The sequence below is a fragment of the Mycobacterium sp. NPDC049093 genome (genome assembly GCF_040704635.1).
Lineage (GTDB): Bacteria > Actinomycetota > Actinomycetes > Mycobacteriales > Mycobacteriaceae > Mycobacterium.
Genome location: NZ_JBEZJS010000005.1, coordinates 156,656 through 175,582, shown reverse-complemented (window position 1 = coordinate 175,582; position 18,927 = coordinate 156,656). Strand labels below are relative to the sequence as shown.

Annotated in this window: 21 protein-coding genes; 11 read left to right on the top strand and 10 right to left on the bottom strand. The window is 65.2% G+C overall.

Going from position 1 to position 18,927, the window contains the following annotated elements:
* The first annotated feature begins 2 nt into the window (after positions 1–2).
* Genes AB0876_RS21100 through AB0876_RS21075 form a run of 6 tightly spaced genes read left to right on the top strand, consistent with a single transcriptional unit; the run spans position 3 to position 7,554 of the window.
* Positions 3–1,190: an MCE family protein gene (locus AB0876_RS21100; protein ID WP_526042874.1), complete on the top strand. Its 1,188-nt coding sequence runs from the start codon at positions 3–5 to the stop codon at positions 1,188–1,190.
* Entirely contained in the window at positions 1,187–2,218 is a 1,032-nt protein-coding gene (locus tag AB0876_RS21095; RefSeq protein WP_491841416.1) for an MCE family protein, read from the top strand. Before AB0876_RS21100 ends, AB0876_RS21095 begins: the two co-directional genes overlap by 4 nt.
* A complete protein-coding gene (locus AB0876_RS21090; RefSeq protein WP_526042873.1) occupies positions 2,218–3,300 on the top strand; it encodes an MCE family protein in 1,083 nt (360 codons plus the stop codon). Before AB0876_RS21095 ends, AB0876_RS21090 begins: the two co-directional genes overlap by 1 nt.
* Positions 3,297–4,754, top strand: a complete 1,458-nt coding sequence (locus AB0876_RS21085) for an MCE family protein (RefSeq protein ID WP_526042872.1) — start codon at positions 3,297–3,299, stop codon at positions 4,752–4,754. Before AB0876_RS21090 ends, AB0876_RS21085 begins: the two co-directional genes overlap by 4 nt.
* Positions 4,751–5,986, top strand: a complete 1,236-nt coding sequence (locus tag AB0876_RS21080; RefSeq protein ID WP_526042871.1) for an MCE family protein — start codon at positions 4,751–4,753, stop codon at positions 5,984–5,986. Before AB0876_RS21085 ends, AB0876_RS21080 begins: the two co-directional genes overlap by 4 nt.
* Positions 5,986–7,554: an MCE family protein gene (locus AB0876_RS21075; protein WP_526042870.1), complete on the top strand. Its 1,569-nt coding sequence runs from the start codon at positions 5,986–5,988 to the stop codon at positions 7,552–7,554. The genes AB0876_RS21080 and AB0876_RS21075 overlap by 1 nt, the downstream gene beginning before the upstream one ends.
* A gap of 84 nt (positions 7,555–7,638) precedes the next feature.
* Here AB0876_RS21075 and AB0876_RS21070 read toward each other — a convergent pair whose 3' ends face one another.
* On the bottom strand, positions 7,639–8,151 hold the full coding sequence (locus tag AB0876_RS21070) for an Rv2253/PknI dimerization domain-containing protein (RefSeq protein WP_526042869.1): 513 nt from the start codon (positions 8,149–8,151) through the stop codon (positions 7,639–7,641).
* 163 nt (positions 8,152–8,314) lie between these two features.
* On the opposite strand from AB0876_RS21070, the gene AB0876_RS21065 reads away from it, so the two are divergent.
* From AB0876_RS21065 to AB0876_RS21050, 4 genes are all read left to right on the top strand, one after another.
* On the top strand, positions 8,315–8,674 hold the full coding sequence (locus AB0876_RS21065; RefSeq protein WP_526043045.1) for a hypothetical protein: 360 nt from the start codon (positions 8,315–8,317) through the stop codon (positions 8,672–8,674).
* A complete protein-coding gene (locus tag AB0876_RS21060) occupies positions 8,640–9,125 on the top strand; it encodes an Rv2576c family protein (protein ID WP_526042868.1) in 486 nt (161 codons plus the stop codon). Before AB0876_RS21065 ends, AB0876_RS21060 begins: the two co-directional genes overlap by 35 nt.
* Positions 9,126–9,229: 104 nt before the next feature.
* Positions 9,230–9,886, top strand: coding sequence for an Rv1363c family protein (locus tag AB0876_RS21055; protein WP_526042867.1), 657 nt, complete (start codon positions 9,230–9,232; stop codon positions 9,884–9,886).
* Positions 9,883–10,482 (top strand): twin-arginine translocation pathway signal, encoded by a 600-nt coding sequence (locus AB0876_RS21050; protein WP_526042866.1) that lies wholly within the window; start codon positions 9,883–9,885, stop codon positions 10,480–10,482. Before AB0876_RS21055 ends, AB0876_RS21050 begins: the two co-directional genes overlap by 4 nt.
* A 36-nt stretch (positions 10,483–10,518) precedes the next feature.
* On the opposite strand, the gene AB0876_RS21045 is transcribed toward AB0876_RS21050, so the two are convergent.
* The 3 genes from AB0876_RS21045 to AB0876_RS21035 are packed head-to-tail and all read right to left on the bottom strand — an operon-like array spanning position 10,519 to position 12,776.
* The gene (locus tag AB0876_RS21045; RefSeq protein WP_526042865.1) at positions 10,519–12,180 is read right to left on the bottom strand and encodes an HNH endonuclease signature motif containing protein; all 1,662 of its coding nucleotides are present in this window, start codon (positions 12,178–12,180) and stop codon (positions 10,519–10,521) included.
* A 31-nt stretch (positions 12,181–12,211) separates the two neighbouring features.
* On the bottom strand, positions 12,212–12,538 hold the full coding sequence (locus tag AB0876_RS21040) for a hypothetical protein (protein ID WP_526042864.1): 327 nt from the start codon (positions 12,536–12,538) through the stop codon (positions 12,212–12,214).
* 13 nt (positions 12,539–12,551) lie between these two features.
* The gene (locus AB0876_RS21035) at positions 12,552–12,776 is read right to left on the bottom strand and encodes a hypothetical protein (protein ID WP_526042863.1); all 225 of its coding nucleotides are present in this window, start codon (positions 12,774–12,776) and stop codon (positions 12,552–12,554) included.
* Positions 12,777–12,872: 96 nt separating this feature from the next.
* Between AB0876_RS21035 and AB0876_RS21030 the strand changes: the two genes are divergently transcribed.
* Complete coding sequence (locus tag AB0876_RS21030; RefSeq protein WP_526042862.1) at positions 12,873–14,120, top strand: TetR/AcrR family transcriptional regulator; 1,248 nt, start codon at positions 12,873–12,875, stop codon at positions 14,118–14,120.
* On the opposite strand, the gene AB0876_RS21025 is transcribed toward AB0876_RS21030, so the two are convergent.
* From AB0876_RS21025 to AB0876_RS21000, 6 genes are all read right to left on the bottom strand, one after another.
* Positions 14,087–14,356, bottom strand: a complete 270-nt coding sequence (locus AB0876_RS21025) for a DoxX-related protein (RefSeq protein WP_004571515.1) — start codon at positions 14,354–14,356, stop codon at positions 14,087–14,089. The two genes, AB0876_RS21030 and AB0876_RS21025, sit on opposite strands and share 34 nt — an antisense overlap.
* 16 nt (positions 14,357–14,372) lie before the next feature.
* Positions 14,373–15,857: a flavin-containing monooxygenase gene (locus AB0876_RS21020; protein ID WP_526042861.1), complete on the bottom strand. Its 1,485-nt coding sequence runs from the start codon at positions 15,855–15,857 to the stop codon at positions 14,373–14,375.
* 42 nt (positions 15,858–15,899) lie between these two features.
* Positions 15,900–16,199, bottom strand: coding sequence for a CDGP domain-containing protein (locus AB0876_RS21015; RefSeq protein WP_491840286.1), 300 nt, complete (start codon positions 16,197–16,199; stop codon positions 15,900–15,902).
* 25 nt (positions 16,200–16,224) lie between these two features.
* A complete protein-coding gene (locus AB0876_RS21010; RefSeq protein ID WP_526042860.1) occupies positions 16,225–17,148 on the bottom strand; it encodes a DUF5996 family protein in 924 nt (307 codons plus the stop codon).
* A 99-nt stretch (positions 17,149–17,247) separates the two neighbouring features.
* Complete coding sequence (locus AB0876_RS21005) at positions 17,248–17,517, bottom strand: DUF3303 family protein (protein WP_526042859.1); 270 nt, start codon at positions 17,515–17,517, stop codon at positions 17,248–17,250.
* Positions 17,514–18,890, bottom strand: coding sequence for a cytochrome P450 (locus tag AB0876_RS21000; protein WP_491840289.1), 1,377 nt, complete (start codon positions 18,888–18,890; stop codon positions 17,514–17,516). Before AB0876_RS21000 ends, AB0876_RS21005 begins: the two co-directional genes overlap by 4 nt.
* Positions 18,891–18,927: the final 37 nt, after the last annotated feature.

The following is an 18,927-nucleotide window of genomic DNA, read 5'->3' as shown; positions in this document are numbered from 1 at the left end:
TGATGTCGCGTGACGCTATACGTCTTTTGGCCGGACTGACCACGGTCGCGGTGATCGCCGCGCTCGTCACCGGCGCGGTCGTGCTGTTCCGCGGCGGGGTCGCGCCCACCGCTTCGGTGACCGTCATCTCGCCGAGGGCCGGTTTGGTGATGAACCCCGACGCCAAGGTCAAACTGCACGGCGCGCAGGTCGGCAAGGTCGTAGCCATCGACACGTTGCCGGACGGGCAGGCGGCGCTTCGCCTGGCGATGAATCCCGCTGATCTGCAACTGATTCCATCCAACACGGGTGTGGAGATCGCTTCCAGCACCGTGTTCGGTGCCAAGTTCGTCCAGCTCGTGCCGCCGCCGGAGCCGTCGAAGAATTCGATGTACGCCGGCCAGGTGCTCGACGCCACGCACACCACCGTCGAGATCAACACGGTGTTCGAGCAGCTGGTGTCGGTGCTGGCACAGATCCAACCGGAGAAGCTCAACGAGACACTCGGCGCGATGGCCCAGGCCATCGACGGTCGCGGCGACAAGCTCGGCCAGACGCTCGTCGATCTCGACGCCATGCTGGCCAAGTTCGCCCCCAGCCTCGGCACGCTGAGCCACGAGATAGCCGTCGCACCGCAGGTTTTCAACGCTTACGCCGACGCCGGACCGGAACTGGTCGAGACCATGCGCGGCGCGACGCGACTCAGTGACACCGTTGTCGATCGACGCAATGATCTGGATGCGTTGTTGGTGAGCGCGATCGGGCTGGCCGACGTCGGCAACGAGGTGGTCTCGACCAACAGCGCCGGGGTGACCGACGCGATGCGGCTGCTGGTGCCGACCACGAATCTGCTCAACCAGTACAACCCGGCACTCAACTGTGTGCTCAAGGGAATGGTGCCGCTGGCGATGGGGCCGCCACAGCCGCTACCTGGCGTCATGCTGCTGGACTCGTTCCTGCTGGGCACCGAACGCTACCGCTACCCGGGCAACCTGCCGAAGGTCGCCGCCACCGGCGGCCCGCAGTGCCAGGGCCTGCCCGAGGTCGGCTTCGAACAACGGCCGCCGTTCATTGTCACCGACATCGATGCCAACCCGGCGCAGTACGGAAACCAGGGAATCCTGTTGAACTCCGAGGGACTCAAGCAGGCGTTGTACGGCCCGCTCGACGGTCCGCCCCGCAACACACCCCAGATAGGACAACCGGGATGACGCGCAGTATCGGCACCGCGATCAAGTTCGGTGTGTTCGGCGTGACGATGTTGCTCCTGACCGCAGCGCTGTTCGCGATCATGGGCCAGTACCGCACCGGATCGACCAACGGCTATTCGGCTGTGTTCAGCGACGCGTCAAGCCTGAAGGCCGGCGATTCCGTGCGGGTGGCGGGTATTCGCGTCGGCACGGTCAACGACGTTGCGCTGCAACCTGACAACACCGTGCTGGTCCAGTTCGACTCTGACCGTGAAGTGGTCATGACGACCGGCACCAAGGTCGCGGTGCGCTATCTCGACCTTGTTGGCAACCGTTATCTGGAACTGCTGGAGGGTCCGGGCTCGACCAAGATCCAGCCGGCGGGTTCGCAGATCCCACTCGACCGCACCGAACCGGCGCTGGATCTCGACCTGCTGCTCGGTGGGCTCAAGCCCGTCATTCAGGGACTCAACGCCCAGAATGTCAACGCGCTGACGAACTCCCTGATCCAGATCCTGCAGGGCCAGGGCGGCACCGTGGAATCGCTGATGGCGCACACGACCACGTTCACTCAGGCGCTCGCCGACAACGGACAGACCGTGCAACAGCTGATCGACAACCTGAAAACCACGGTGGCAACGGTTGCCAAGGACGGTGACAAATTCTCGGGAGCCGTCGAGCAACTGCAACAACTCATCACCGGTCTGTCCCAGGAACGCGATCCCATCGGCGAGGCGATCACCGCGCTGGACAATGGAACCGCCTCTCTGGCAGACCTCATGACCGAGGCCCGGCCACCCCTGTCCGGCACCGTCGATCAACTCACCCGGCTGGCGCCGCTGCTCTCGAATGAGGACGACATGGCGCGGATGGACCTTTCGTTGCAGAACGCCCCCAAGAACTACCGCAAGCTGGTCCGGTTGGGGGCCTACGGCAGCTTCATCAATCAGTACCTGTGCGGCATGAATGTCCGGGTCACCGACCTGCAGGGGCGCACCGCGTACTTCCCGTGGATCATGCAGAACACCGGACGCTGTGGGGAGCCCTGATGCTGAAATACCGTGGATCACACCTCATTCGGAGCGGTCTCATCGGGATCGTGCTGATCGCGATGGTCATCGCCGTCGGGCTCCAACCTCAGGCACTGTGGTCCTGGGCCACGTCGGTGAAGTATCACGCACTGTTCGCCGAGGCCGGTGGGATCACCACCGGTAACGACGTCAAGATCTCCGGCGTCACCAAGGGCCTCGTCACGGACGTCAGCCTGAGTCACGGCAAGGCACTGGTGACCTTCACTCTCGACAGCAAGGTGCGCCTGGGCTCCGCCACCACCGCGCACATCCGCACCGGAACCATGCTCGGTGCCAGGATGCTCACCCTGGAACCGGCCGGCGCGGGCACAATGCGCTCCTCGGACACCATCCCCATCACCAGGACGGCGTCACCGTATTCGTTGACCAACGCCGTCGGCGACTTCACCAACAACACGGCCGGTACCGACACTGCTGCGCTCACGCAATCCCTGGATACGTTGTCGGACACCATCGATCGCATGGCGCCGCAACTGGGTCCGACGTTCGAGGGTCTGTCCCGGCTGTCGCAAACCCTGAACAGCCGCAATGAGTCCCTGTCCAACCTGCTCAAGAGCGCTGCCGACGTGACCGGCATCCTCTCGAAGCGCAGCGAGCAGGTCAACACGCTGCTGCTGGACGCGAACGCGTTGACCGGGGTGCTCGACCAACGCCGGTACGCGATCGTCAACCTGCTGGCCAATACCTCGGCGCTGGCCCAGCAGCTCTCCGGACTCGTCCACGACAACGAAGAAGAGCTGGCGCCCACCCTGAAGCAGCTCAACGCGGTGACGGCGATGCTGGAGAAGAACCGCGACAACATCGCGGGCGCGTTGGCGGGCCTCGCCAAATACCAGGTGACCCAGGGTGAGTCGGTGAACAACGGCTGGTACTACAACGCGTTCGTCGGGAACCTGCTGCCGGCGCAGACCCTTCAGCCCTTCCTCGACTACGCCTTCGGATTCCGGCGCGGTACCAACGCCGGGCAACCACCGGACAATGCCGGCCCGCGCGCCGAATTCCCATGGCCCCACAACGGCATTCCTGGAGGAAGTCGATGATCGCCCGCAACCGCAAGCGGATCAGCCGCACCGTGTTGGTGCTGCTTGCCGCGCTGGCCCTGGCCGGCACGGTGGTGATCGTGCGGCAGACCGTCTTCAAGCCGACCACCATCACCGCGTACTTCACCTCGGCCACCGCGATCTACCCGGGCGACGAGGTCCGCGTGGCAGGCGTCAAGGTCGGCTCGATCACGAGCATCGAACCGGTCGGTGGGCAGGCGCGGCTCACCCTCGCCGTCGATCACGGCGTGAAGATTCCGGCCGACGCCAAGGCGATCCTGATGGCGCAGAACCTGGTTGCTGCTCGTTATGTCCAGCTGGCCCCGGCCTATGAAGACTCCGGACCGACCATGGCGGACGGTGCGCAGATCGGTGTCGAGCGCACCGCCGTGCCCGTTGAGTGGGACCAGGTCAAGGACCAGCTGATGCGGTTGGCGAGCGATCTGGGACCGCTCAACGGGGCGTCGGCCACGTCTCTCAGCCGGTTCGTCGACAGTGCCGCCGCCGCCATGAACGGCAACGGTGAGAAACTGCACGAGGCGATCAGCCAGTTGTCCGGTGTCGCGAAGATCCTCGGCCAGGGGAGCGGCGATCTCGTCGGCACCATCAAGAACCTGCAGGTCTTCGTGACTGCGCTGCGGGACAGCAACGCCCAGATCGTGGAGTTCCAGGGACATCTCGCCAACGTCACCAGTGTCGTCGACGGGAGCCGCTCCGATCTGGACGGTGCGCTGACCAATCTGGCCGATGCCGTCGGCAACGTCCGGCGGTTCATCGCCGGCACGCGTGATCAGACCGCTGAGCAACTGGAGCGGTTGAACAACGTCACCCAGAATCTGGTGGACAACAAGACCAAGCTGGAGAACGTCCTGCACGTCGCGCCCAACGCGATCGCCAACGGTTACAACATCTACAACCCCGACAGTGGGACCGCCGTCGGCGCTTTTGCGCTGTCTAACTTCGCCGATCCGGTTTCGGTGGTGTGCTCGGCGATCTCGGCGGTGAAGAACGCCACAGCGTCCGAATCCTCCAAGCTGTGCGCCCAGTACCTCGGACCGGCACTGTCGTTGATCAACTTCAACTACCTGCCGATGCCGTTCAACGCCTACCTCCGTAAGGCGCCCAGCCCGGAGAACCTGGTGTACACCGATCCCAATCTCGCACCCGGTGGGGCCGGCGGGCGTCCGCAGCCGTACGCGGATCAGCCGCCTGCGGTGTCGGCCTACACCGGTGCCGGTGACGTTGCGCCGCCGGCAGGATGGGGCGCGCCCCCGGGTCCGCCGGGTTCGTACACACCCAACGGTTTCCCCGCGAACCCGTCACCCGCGGCCTATCCCGGATCACCGATCGTCTCGGACACACCGGTGCAAGCGCCGAAGTCGTTGGGGGACATGCTCCTCCCCGCCGAGATGGCTCCGACCCCTGCACCACCCGCCCCAGGAGGCACCCCATGAGCGCTCGGAGGTCGCTGACGCGCCTGACCGCGGTAGCCGCCTGCGCAGCGGCGACCCTGACCGGCTGTGCGTTCCACGGACTGAATTCGCTGCCCCTGCCCGGCACGGTGGGGCGTGGCGCTGACGCCACGACCTATCATGTCGAGCTCGCCAATATCGGGACGCTGGAAGCGAATTCGCCCGTCATGATCGGCGACGTCATCGTGGGCAGCGTCTCCCGCATGGTGGTGAAGGGCTGGCACGCGGACGTGGAGGTCTCGGTCAAGCCCGACGTCGTCGTTCCGGCCAACGCGGTCGCCACTGTGGGGCAGACCAGCCTGCTGGGCTCCATGCACATCGCACTCGATCCCCCGCTGGGGCAATCGCCGTCAGGGCGGCTGACACCGAGCGCCACGCTCGAGCTCGACCAGACCTCGACTTATCCGTCGACCGAACAGACCTTGTCGTCGCTGTCGGTCCTCGTCAACGGTGGCGGTCTGGGCAAGATCGGTGACCTGGTCACCGAATTCAACGCAGCGCTCAACGGACGTGAAGACCAGATTCGCGATCTGCTTACCCGGCTCGACGACATCGTCGGCATGTTCGCCAACCAGCGCGACGACATCAACGCGTCAATCACGGCACTCAACCGGTTGGCCGGCACGCTGTCCGGGCAGCAGGAGGTCATCACCACGGCGCTGCAACGGATCCCTCCCGCCTTGGACGTCCTGGTGAAGGAACGCCCGCGCATCACCACGGCATTGGAGAAGTTCGGTCAGTTCAGCTACACCGCAACCAAGCTCGTCCACGCGACGCGGGACGACCTGCTGACCAACCTGCGCAACCTTGAACCGACGGTGAAGGCACTGGCCGACGTCGGCCCGAATCTGGGCACCGTGTTGGCCTACGCACCGACTTTCCCCTATCCGCAGAACTTCATCGACCGGGCGATTCGCGGGGACTACCTCAACCAGTTCATCACCTTCGACTTCACCGTCCCGCGGCTGAAGAGAGGGTTGTTCCTGGGGACCAGATGGGGCCAGGAGGGCCTGCCGTTGACGCCGGCGCCCGGCGATCCCTGGTTCTCGAATTACACCAAGGATCCCCTGAACATGCCACTGACTCCACCACCACCCGCAGTGGCCACGATGCCGCCGCTGGTCGACCCGGCTCCGGACGAAGGGCAGTCCGATCCGCTGGCCGCAACGCCGCCTTCCGACCCTGCAGCCGCGCCGAACGGAGGTGGCAACTGATGCTCACCCGCTTTGTCCGAATTCAGCTGATCATCTTCGCGGTGGCGTCGGTGATCGGGATGGCTCTGATGGGCATCGTGTACATGCAGGCTCCGACCCTGTTGGGGATCGGGCGGATGACGGTGACCCTGCAACTGCCCGGAACCGGTGGGCTGTACCAGTTCTCGAATGTCACCTACCGCGGCGTGCAGATGGGGAAGGTCACCGAGGTGCGGCCCACCCGTGACGGAGCGGTGGCCACACTGTCGCTGAACACGTCACCCAAGGTGCCTGCGGATCTGCACGCCGCGGTCCTCAGCGTGTCGGCAGTGGGTGAGCAGTACGTGGATCTGCAGCCCCGCAACGACTCGGGACCGTATCTCCAGGACGGGTCGGTCATCCCGGCATCCAGCACATCGATTCCCCAGGCCGTGGGGCCGATGCTCGATCAGGTCAGCTCACTCATGGGCAGCATCCCCAAGGACAAGATCAGCCCGCTGCTCGACGAAACCTTCAAGGCGTTCAACGGGACTGGAAATGACATGGGGGCACTGCTGGACTCCTCGTCAAGACTGATCAACGAGGCGAACGCTGCCTCCGATCAGTCCCGGGCGCTCATCGACGACGGTGCGCCCTTACTCGACGGGCAGGCCGAGTCGGTCGATGCGATCCGCACCTGGGCCCGGAGCATGGCCGGGATAACCAAGCAGGTTGCCGACGACGACCAGCATGTGCGCACGCTGTTGAAGGACGGGTCGGGGACCGCGGACGAAGCATCCCGCTTGTTCAATCAGGTCAAACCCACGTTGCCTTTGTTGCTCGCCAACCTCACCAGCTTGGGTCAGGTCGGGGTGACCTATCACCCGTCGTTGGAGCAATTGCTGGTGCTGCTGCCGCCAACCGTGGCCTCTACGCAGTCATACGGTGCGCCGAAGAACAATCCGGTCGGGATGTCGCTGGGCGACTTCACCCTCAACGTCGGAGATCCGCCCGCGTGCACCGTCGGATTCCTACCGCCGTCGGCGTGGCGGTCTCCGGAGGACACCAGCGACATCGACACCCCCGACGGGTTGTATTGCAAACTGCCGCAGGATTCGCCGATCGGTGTCCGCGGAGCGCGCAACTACCCGTGCATGGGGAAGCCCGGGAAACGTGCTCCCACTGTCGAAATCTGTAACAGCGACCGGCCGTACGAGCCTTTGGCGATGCGTCAGCACCCCCTCGGCCCCTACCCGATCGATCCCAATCTGCTGGCGCAGGGGATAGCGCCGGATTCGCGGGTCGATCGGGACGCGGCCATCCATGGCCCGGTCGAGGGCACCCCGATGCCGCCGGCGGCCGCGCCCGCCGAAGGGCCTGCTGAGGCGCCTGTCGCGCCGCCTGAAGGTGAGGTGCCGCCGAGCCCGGATGCACCGACGATGGCGCCGAGTGCCTTCACTCCCAACGGATCTGATGGCCCCTCGGTCGCGATCGCCACTTACGACCCGAAGACGGGGCGGTACGCCACGCCGGACGGCAAGGTGTATCGACAGTCGGACCTGGTGCCGCACACCGGCGACTCGACGTGGAAAGACCTGTTCACCACCTGAGTGCCGGTGAATGCCAAAGCCCCCGCAATGGAAGCCGTTGCGGGGGCTTGACGTACCTGGTCTGGTGGTTGAAAAGGTGTCTGCTCAGGCCATTTTCACGAGTTTGAACGGCATCGTGATGAACACGACCTTGCTGGTGCCGCACGACCCGCTGACGCCGGTGGTGGAGTCCTCGCCCAGCAACGTCGTCGACGCCGGATCGGTTGCGGTGGCGTCCGCGTTCGAGGGGAAGAAGCGGTACACCTGCAGACCCGGACCGGCGGTGCCGTCCCCACACGGCTGCCAGTTGTCGACCGTCTTCTTGACGTACCAGACGCCGCTCTTCTTGTAGATCGGCGCACTCCAGCCCCAATCGGTGTCGACCGTGCCGGTGCACTCGCTGGGGTAACTGCACGTCGTCGAGATCGTCCAGGTGCCACGAATGCTGGCCTCGTCGTGGAAGATGTCGTTCGTTTTCGCCCACTCGCCGTTCGACGTGGCGGTGTACGTGCCGTTGAGGCCCCAACTCGGAGACGCCGCGGCAACCGGGCTGCACAAGCCGGCCACCCCAGTGGCGGTGAGCACCGCCGCCCCAATGAACGCAGTCGACACCCGCATGACCAAACTCCTCTGTACGCCGGCCACCGGTGGTCGCCGCGGCAGTGTTCACTGTGCAACTTCTTCGGTCTTCTGACGGACAATGTCCCACCTAGTGGGCCATGAGCTGGCAGCCGGATTCAACCGTGCCACAGTGTCGTACGTGCGAATACCGGTGGTGGGCATGGCGGGACTGCTCGTTGCGGCGGCGATGATCGCTCCGTCGCCGGCGAGCGCAGAACCTGTCGGCTGCAGCGAACCCTCATGCGTACCCGGAATCACCGGTGGCGTCGTGCTCGGCGCACCGTGCTCGGACACCGCGTACTACGTCTTCGGCACCACTTCCTGGGGCCGGGTGGTGTTCTGCGGGTCGCCGCGCCGTTACGAGCCGCGCTACTTCCGGTCGCCGCCGCTCAAAGGTATTCGCGAGGAGAACGCCCCATGCACAGGTTTCGAGAACACCGTCGCCCAGGCGCCCGACGGGCTCTTCCTGAGCTGTGTGTCGAGCGATGGAACGAGCAGGTGGCTTCGTGGTGACCTGTGATGCGCGGGACCGAGCGGCGGTGAAACGTTGGTGCACAGGAACAATCAGTGCGCTTCTCGCCGTCGGCGTGGGCGCCGTCGTTGCCCTGGCCCCCTCGGCCCATGCCGACGAGGAGCCGATGCCCCACCGCGTGACCTACACGGTCACCGCGGAGCAGCCGACAACCGTTGGCATCTATTTCCGTGAGGTCGACCCGCCGACGTGGGCCGACTACAGCCACAATCCCTACGAGTTCAGCCCCAGGGACGATCTGACGCTGGAGCCCGGCAAGCCCTGGATCCGCGAGACGATGCTTGCCGACCCCATGAAATGGGCCATGGTTACCGTCACCACGGCCGGATTGGCTCCGCAACCCAGCCAGACGCTGCGTTGTGAGCTGGCCATCGACGGGAGCGTCGTTCACCGCGCTGCCGGCCCCAAAGGGGCGTTGTGCTCATTGCGGAACTGGTGATGATGCCGATCCGTCAGAACAGATTTGTCCGCTGGGTGGGACACCGCCGTCGGCGCCGGTCCCGGCCGCATTAGCGTGCGGCCGAGACCAACCGGAGGTGCACTATGCGGTTACTCAGCCGCCCCGACGAGGAAACTGAGCCGACCGTGCTCGATGACGTCGACGACACCGACTCGCCGCTGAGCGTCGACGTCGAGTCGCCAGATCAGGCCGCCCCTTCGGACGAGGACGACACTGACGACCAGCCACCGACGCCGGGCGAAAAACGCAGATGGCGACCGAAACTCGCGACGGTGCTCGCCGGTGTCGCCATCCTGGTCAGCGGTGCGTTGCTCGCAGCGAGCGGATACGTGATCTGGTTTCACCAGCAGGCCGACCGTGAGCAGCAGCGCCGCGCGGAATTCGCGGCGGCGGCATCGCAAGCCGCAGTCACCCTGATGTCGATCGACAGCGCCAAGGCGGAAGACAACGTCAAGCAGATCGTCGACAACTCGACCGGACAGTTCAGAGAGGACATCGAATCGTCGGCCGAGGACCTGGTGAGAGCTGCGCAGGATTCGAAGGCGACGACGAAGGCCACGGCAAAGGCGACGGCTGTCCAGTCGATGGACGCGGACTCCGCAGTCGTCCTCGTCAGCACCGCAACCACGGTGAGCAACTCGGCCGGCGCCAATCAGCAGCCGCGCAACTGGCGGCTGAGCGTCACGATGGTCCGCGACGGGGAACAGATCAAGATGTCGAAGGTGGAGTTCGTCCCGTGAGTACCAGCACAGCAGAACCCGGTGTCAGCACGGAACCTGAGGTCGAAATCCCTTCGGACGCTGAGTCAATCCCCGAAGAGCCAACACAGGCCCGGGAACGGTGGATCCATCGCGTTGCCCGGCGGTGGCGACCGATCGCGGTCGTCTGTCTACTGCTGGCCTCGGCGAGCTCGGCGGCAGCGCTCTATTTCGGTGTGTACCGCGCCGACCATGGGTCGGCCGCAGCGTCTGCGACGGTGGTCGATGCGGCCTCCGAGGGTTCAGTGGCGCTGTTGTCCTATGCGCCAGACAGTTTGGACAAGGACTTCGCTACGGCGAAATCCAAGCTGACCGGTGACTTCCTGGATTACTACAGCGAGTTCGCGAACAAGTTCGTCGCGCCGGCAGCCAAGGAAAAGGACATCCGCGCCACGGCATCGGTTGTCCGCGCTGCTCCGATCACCGTGCAGTCCGACACCGCAGAGGTGTTGGTCTATCTGAACCAGGCGACAACCAGCCGCGACAACCCCGAACCGGCTCAGGCCGCCAGCGCCGTGAAGGTCGGGCTCACGAAAATCCATGGAGGCTGGCTGATCTCGTCGTTCAACCCGATCTAGCGGAGCAACTCGACGGCGCCCGGACGTAATGCCCAGCTAGGGGCCGCGTACTGCCTTGCCGCCGCCGGTGTGGTCGTTGCCGATGCGTTGCCATGGGTCGGGGTGGTCGAGCGGCGTCGACCCGATCGGAATTTCCGGCTCTACGGCTTCCAGGGCGCATGGTTCTGGGTCCCAGAGGTGTTCGATGCTGGGAAGGTCAGGTTGGCAGAAGGTGCTGTCCCAGTCCGTGTTCCAGTCGAAATCCCACTCTGCGTCCGGCTCGAACTCGGCACCTGGCTTCACGTCCCAGTCCGGGTCTGGGTCAACCACCGGCACCGGCCGCGGCTCCGGGTCGGGTGGGGTGAGTAGCAGTTCGGGCCGGTGAAGGTAGTTGATGCGGTTCTGGCCGTGATCCAACCCCGGTGGCGGATGCCATTCCACGACACCGTCGGGGGTGATGGTGGTGGTGTACCCCCCGTCGTCATCGACCAGTCGGTTGTCGGGCCCACACGCCAACGCCATCTGGTCGACATTGGTGTTGCCGCCGGCAGCCCAGTCGGCGGTGGCGTGATGGGCCTGGCAGCCGTAAGCCCCCACGGTGCAGCACGGTTTCGTACACCCCCCGTCGCGGGCGATCAGCATGATGCGTTGCGCCGGGCTGGCGATACGCCGAGCCCGAAAATAGTTCAACGCCGCGCCGGTGGCCTGATCGAACACCGCCAGGTAATGACTGGCGTGTGAGCCCATCCGGATGACATCTTTGATGGGCACCTTCGTCCCGCCCCCGGTGATCCCGATCCCGGCGCGCGATTCCAGGTCGTGCAGGGTGGTACGGATGATGATCGACACCGGGAGCCCGTTGAGCTGACCCAGGTCGCTCATCAACGCGATCCGCCCGATCACGATCAGCGCATCGTGCTGACGCTGGGCGAGGCTGCGGTGGTCATTGTCGATTTGAGTCTGGCTCGGGGTGCCGGATGTGCAGGGTTGTTCATCGTCGGGGTTGCACATCCCGGGAGCGGCGAATTTCGCGAACAACACTTCCATGACGGCGGCGGCTTCGGGATCCAGGTTGGCCATCAACGCGGTCATACCGTCGCGTCCCTGCTTGCTCATCGTGATCGCGCGTGTGCGGGCCCGTTCGGTGTCGTCGGGTTCGGGGCCGTCCTGATCGAGCAGGAACAACCGCAACTCGGCGGTGTCTTTGAGTTCTTTGGGTCCGACCCCGACCGCGACCCGGACCAGGTCGGCTTCGAACTGCTCACGAGTCACCTGATCGACGAAGCCCGGCAGTCGGTGCACCGCATCACGCAGCACCTTGACGTGATCACCGTTGATCAACCCCGCACCTTGGGCGGCAGCGACCACGGGCAGCTCCGCAGGCAACGGCTCCCCGGTCAACGAACGCCGTGGCCCCAACTCGGCGGCCTCACCCAGGCGGCGGGCAGCTTCGGTGGTCGAGAGCCGCCAGCGGATCCGCAGCACCTCGTTCCAGGTTTTGGCGCCCAACTCCTGCGCAGTAGATCCGGCTTGCAGGTGAGCCAGCAGCCGATGCGCCACCGAAGGCAGCTGGCACGTCAGGGTTTCGTACTCGTCGAGCACCGCGACCAGCTCAGCGCGGGTCAACGAACCGAAATCACACCCGGCGAACGCGTCGTACGCGGCGCGTAACCCCGCTACCGCCTGGACCGCACCCGCCACCATGAATCGAACATACATTCGACCACCGACAAGTTTCTGCGGCGCTGTGTCAGGGCGTATCGCGGTTGGGTAGCAGCGTCTCGTGTGCCGAGGACGTCGCGGCCCGGAACAGCACCGCGATCAAGGCCAACGCCCCGATTGCGGCGATTGGGATGGTCCACAGCCTGCGGGTCAGCACCGCCGACCCGCATTTGTCCAAGTAGTCCTGGCCGGCGGCGTTGGCCTGCACGAGGTGGCTCGAATACCCGGAGCCGCAGGGGATCTGCATTCCGAACTGATCGAAGTCGTCGAGGTAGACCGGCAGGCTCAGTAGATACAGGCCGATGCCCAACACCACGGCCCCGGCGATGCCGATGTAGACGGCGCGAAAACTCACTACTCTTCCCCCTTCAGGTCATGCAGACGTCGGTGAACAACAACACCGGCCACGAGACGATCGACCCGAGAAAAGACACCACGGCGTCGAGGCCGCCCATCGACGGCAGGTGATCGGTGTGCGTGCCGGACCAGACCGTGCCGATCAACAGATACGGCACTCCCAGCACGACAGCGACGACGATGAGTTCGCCGAGTGCGACGCGGAAGGCCAGCAACCTCCGCAACTTGGCAAACACGCGACCCCCATCCGGCCTCAACCCGGTCTATGTTAACGCCTATTCTCTGCCGGATTACCATTTTGACCCGGCACTTCGGTCCGTTATGGTGACGGAATGGCGCGCATCTCGCCCCGGTCGATCGACAGTGGTGCCAGTGTTGTGCGGCGTCGACCCAAAGACCGAAAGGCGCAGATAGCGCGGGCCTCGGCGGAGTCTTTCAGCGCGCTGGGCTATCACGGCGTCAGCATGGAGGCCATTGCTTCGCGGGTCGGGATCTCCGCGGCCGCGTTGTACCGGCACTATTCCAGCAAGTACGAATTGTTCCGCGATGCCGTGCTCAACCTCAGCCAGCAACTGGTCGACGGTACGGTGTTCGCGGACGAGGCCGACGGGGACCCGCGGGAGCGGTTGCGTCTCATCGTCGCTGCGCTCAGCGACACCGCGTTGGTTAATCGCGAATCCGGCGGGTTGTACCGTTGGGAGGCGCGTTATCTGCGCGGCGACGACCAGAGCACCCTGGACGCCCAGGTGCGCACAGTGCACCGACGGATTCACCGGCCGCTGATGGAATTGCGACCCGAACTGAGTTCGCACGCCCGCTGGACCCTGTCGACTGCGGTGCTCGGCGTGATCGGCAGCGTCGTCGACCACCGGTCCAAGCTGCCCGCCGGTCAGATCCGCACGCTGCTCGCCGATATCTGCGACACCGTGCTGGCCGCCGAGTTGCCGGAGTTCCCCAACGCGACGGGCCCGGCGGTGACGCCGACACCCGTCGTGAGCACGACGAAATACGAAGCGCTGCTGACCGAATCGATGCGGCTGTTCAATCAGAACGGCTACCGCGACACCACCATGGAGGACATCGCCGCCGCGGTCGGCATGCCCGCCTCGGGGATCTACCGGTACTTCTCCGGCAAGTCCGACATCCTGGCGGCCGGGTTCCGACGCGCCGCCGACCGGTTGTCTTCCGACATGGCCGAGGTGCTCGGCGCGGCAACGGATCCCGAGCAGGCTCTGGGCGCGCTCATCGACGACTATGTGGCCCGCTCGTTCGACCACCCCGAACTCGACTACGTCTACTACACCGAACGCCTCAACATGACGCCCGCCGACCAGAAGATCCTGCGCGACCTTCAGCGGGCGGCGGTGGAATCGTGGGTCGAAGTGGTCATGCCGGTGCGCCCGCGGTGGAGTGCCGGTCAGGCGCGCTTCGCCGTTCATGCGGCGATGGCGTTGGTGATCGACTTGGGCCGGCTCATGAATTATCAGAATTCGGAGCAGGCCCGAGCCGTCGTCGCGGTCATGGTCGATATGACGCTGCTGGGCCGTTACCGGTTACGCACGGCGTTGCCGGCCAGGTAGGCCACGTAGCCGAGCGTGCCGATGGTGGCCAGCTTGCGCGTCTTGGGGAGCAGGAGGCCCAGGCCGATCGCGGTCTCGATACCACCGTTGGTGTAGATGTGCTTCTGCGTGTCCTTGGGGAACGCCGGCTTGGTGATCGACTCGAACAGCTGCGGCTTCACAAAATGTGAGACGCCGGCGCCGGCCACGCTGAGGCCGACGAGCTTGACCAGCTTGGAGTTCTTGCCCTCTGCCATGTGTGATCCTCTCTGATCAGGCAAATGTGTAGTCGCTCAACGGGAATCGTGAAGCTTCCGTGACGGCCCGGCGGGTCGTCATCGGTCGGAGCAGCGTTGCCTCGCCGCTCGGATTGAAATAGTACGACCGTGCCGATGCGCAGTTACCGAGGGTGAACAATGAGTCACCCAGCAACTCCGTCATCCGGTCCAGATAGCGGGCGTTGGCCTGTTCGGTGACCTCGAACGTCGTCGCCTTCCGGCGCGAGAGTTCACCGAACAACCGGTCCATCAGATGCATCTGGTACTCCATGGTGTTGAAGAAGTTCAGCCCCAGGAACGCGTACGGACTGGCCAGGCTCAGATAGTTCGGGAAGTACGGCATCGAGACACCCTGGTAGGCCTGGAACCGGGTCTCCCGCCACCACTTGCCGAGGTTGCGGCCATCACGCCCGATCACCTCGATCGCAGGGAAGTTGGCCTCCCACAGATCGAACCCCGTCGCCAGCACCAGGGTGTCGATATCGGTCCTGCTGCCGTCGGCGTTGACGATGCCCTGGGCATCGATGCGTTCGATGCCGTCGGCCTGCAGGTGCACATTCGGCTTGGTGAAAGCGCGGTAGTAGCCGTTGGAGAACGTCGGGCGCTTGCAACCGAAGTCGTAGTCAGGGGTCAGCTTGCGGCGCAGTTCGGGGTCGCGGATCGAGGCGAACCGGTGCAGCTTGGCCAGGTCGGCCGCGGCGATGTTGAACCGGCGGAAGTACCGGTGCTTGAGCACGGCGGTGTCGACCATGAACGCGTAGATGGCGTCGGTGACGGCGCGCACGGCCCGCTGGGTCAGCGGGACCTTGGCGAACAGGGCCTTGACCCCGGCGGAGAACTTCAGGTCGATCTTGGGCACGACCCAGATCGGGGTGCGCTGGTACACCGTCAGGTCAGCGGCCTTGCGAGCCAGCTCCGGAATGAGCTGAACGGCAGTGGCGCCGGTGCCGATGATCGCGATACGACGGCCGTCGGGCCGGTAGTCGTCGTCCCAGTCGGTGGTGTGGATGACCTTGCCGGTGAAGTCGGCGATGCCGGGGATGTCAGGTGTGTGAGGTTGCGACAGGAAGCCGGTGGCGGTGAGCAGGAAGCGCGCGCTCAAGGTCTCGCCACCGGCGACGGTTACTCGCCAGAGCGAAGCCTCGTCATCCCAGTGGGCGCCGTCGACGGTCGTGTTGAACCGGATGTGGCGGCGCACGTCGTACTTGTCGGCGACGTCGTCGGCGTACCGCTTGATCTCGGTGCCGGTGGAGAACAGCCTCGACCAGTTCGGGTTCGGTTCGAAGAAGTACGAGTAGGTCGTGGTCGGCACATCGACGGCCAGGCCGGGGTAGTGGTTGACGTACCAGGTGCCGCCGAGATCGTCCTCGCGATCCAGGATCACGAAGTTCTCGATGCCCAGCCGTTTGAGCTGGATGGCGGCGCCGATGCCGGCGAACCCCGCGCCGACGATCACTGCCTCGAATTCCCCCGGGCTCATGCTGCAAACAGTACCGCAGGTACCGGGTACTTTGTCGAGGGCTCAGTTGTCGTCGATGCGCGTCGGCGGGTCGGCGAACGGGGTGTCCCACGGAGCGATCTCGTGGCCGGGCCCCATCACGTCGCAGCGCTTGACCGGAACCAGGTGGGAGCTGAAGCCGCTCGGCACATAGCCCCAGGTCCCCATGCACCGCTCCCAGGTGCCGTCGGGTTGGACGGGCCCGTCGCACTTACTGATCACCGGCCCGCCGTACTGGCAGCCGGCGGCAGCCGGTGGCGCTGAGGTGATCAACCCGCCGGCTATCAGCGCAACAGCCACGCTGCCGACGATGCAGAGCTTCATGGGGTTCTCCGTCTCCGTGTGGGTGTCACCAGCGCTGTGGATCGCATTCCAGACCTGCCCGGTCCCAGCCGGCCAGATCGGCTGCGGCGGAGTAGGTCGATTGCAGGAAATCTAGCAGGGCACGGTCGGGATCGGAGGCAGTCCGCACCGCTTCGTACGGCAGAAGGAACTGCCGAAAGTCCGCGCTGTAGAACGCTGCGTCCGGGCCGACGCGATAGTCGGCGAAGCCTTCCGGTTCCGGATAGGCGTAGGCGTAGAACGCGCCCTCCTCGCCACCGCCCGGCCAGAAACCGCAACTGCTCAACTCGTGCGAATACCCTTCCACCATCACCCAATCCGCGCAGTTGGGTGCCCCGCCGGGGTGCTCGGGCGCGGGTCGACCGGAGAATCTGGTGCAGGCCATGTCGAACGAGCCCCAGAAGAAGTGCACGGGGCTGACCTTGCCGATGAAATGCGAACGGAAATCGTTGATCACCCGGTGCGACTGGACCAGTTGACGCCAGAACAAGTTGGCGGCTTCGGGGTCATACGAGGCGTGCTGGTGATCTTCGGCAAAGGGTATGGCCGGATCGACCTCATTGGGGCTTGCCGAGATTCGCGTTTGAATGTCCAGTTGCTGCAGAGCGGTCAAGGTTTCGTCGTAGAACTCGGCGACCGATTTCGGCTTCAACGCAACGGTGCGGGATCCGCCGTCGCTGGTACGGATCGTCAGCACATGGTCGATGAAGTCGAACTCCATGTCGAACAACCGGTTTCGATACGGGATCGACGACGTGGTCAGACCGCGCGGGCTCACGTAGAAGGTCACCTGCCACCAATGGTTGATCAGTGGTGTGTGTGTCAGCCGGATCTTCCCGACGATCTGAGTCCACATGTGCAGGGTGTCGCGGGTGGGTTCCCAATCGGACACCCGCAACGCGGGCCAAGGGTTGCCTGGACCAGCGTTCATGAGACTGATGCCACCTTCCGCCGTCGACGACTCGTGGTGACGCCAGCCTAGCTTTGCGTCACCGAGGTTAGAGGCGGAACGACGGCACCGCGTCGGGGATCAGAACAGCTTTGCGATCACCTCCACTGCCTCGGCGTCTTCCACACAGGGCGTGATGTCGAAGGTGAGGAACTCGCTCCACTCCGCGACCGACTCGAACATGGTCTTGGCGTCGTCCGTTTCGACGATGGCGAAGCCCTGGCCGTTCATGCCCCACCAACGGTGAAGCATCGTCGCGCCTTCCGGGACGGCGCCGGCGGTCTGCTTGAACTTCTCCACCGCATCCCGGTAGTTCGCCTGTGACTGAGTCCAGTGCACGATGAATTTCATGGCGTACTCCTTCTGGTGATCCGGGCCGGGATCGGCTCGGCGGCGATGACGGTGAAGGGGGTGTCCACCGGGAAGTCGTCGCGCAGGGACGTCACCGCGACCGCGCGCACGATGGTCGCCAGCGCCAGGGTGGCCTCCAGCATGGCGAAGTGATCGCCGACGCAGGACCGCGGTCCGCCGCCGAAAGGCAGATACTGCCAACGGTTTCTACCCGCTGAACGTTCCGGGCTGAAGCGGTCGGGGTCGAAGGTCAGCGGGTCGTCCCACAGTGCTGGGTCGCGGTGCATGACGTAGAAATTGACCATCGCCATCGTGCCGGCCTCGGCGCGGTAGCCGTCGACGATCACCTCCTCGTTGAGCGTCCGTGGGGTGCCGGCACCGGGTGGGCAGAGCCGCAGAGCTTCGTGCAGCACCCGGACCGTGTGTTCGAGGTGCGGCACATCCTCGGGCGTCAGAGTGCGATCGCCCAGCGCCGCGACTTCGTCGTACAGGCGGGACTGCAGCTCGGGATCGCGGCCCAGCGCCCACAGCGAATAACACAGCGTCGTCGAGGTGGTGTCATGCCCGGCGAGCATGAAAAGCACCAATTCATCGCAGATCTCGTCGTCGGCCAGCTCCCGTCCGGTGTCGGGGTCACGGGCCTCGATGAGCGCGCGCACCAGCGGTGCATCGCGGTCGGGATCAGCCCGCACCGCGGCGAGGATCTCGGCGGCCAGTTCATGCAGGCGGGCGTTGGCCGCCCTGGCCCGGCGTTGGCCGCCGGTGGGCACCCACTGCGGGAAGTTGACCGGACGGACCGCCCGGTCGGAAATCCAGGACAACGCGGTACGCAGTGCGGGGCCCACGTCGTCGGCGTTCTCGTCGAGATCCACGCCGAATACCGAGCGGCCCAGCGCCCGCAGCGTGAGCGTCCGGCACGCGACATCGAGATCGACCGTCGTACCGTCGCGCCAGCCGCCGGCGATCGAATCCGCCGCGGCGGCCATGTGCCCCGCATACCGTGGCACGTTCTGCTTGGTGAACATCGGCTGCAGCGTTCGCCGTCGCGGCAGCCAGCGCTCGTGTGGCAGGTTCAACAGGTTGCCGCCCATCAGCCGGCGCAGCTCGACCATGTTGAGGGCGGTGCCGCGATCGGCGATCGAATCGCGGCGGCCCAGGACATCCCGCGCGCCCTGCGGCGACGTGACCAACAGGACCGGGGGGACCAGCCATCGTGGGCCCAGCACCATCCGGCTGACCGGGCCTCCGGCGTCGCGCAGCCGCTGATGCCCCTCGATGAAGGACCGCATCGCCTTGATCGTCTGTCGGTAGGACAGCGGATTGCGTGGTGCGAGCGGCAGGGTGGCTGCGGCCCGGGTATCGATCTCGACCATGGATCGAGTGTCTGACCACGCGGTCCGGGCGGCCTAG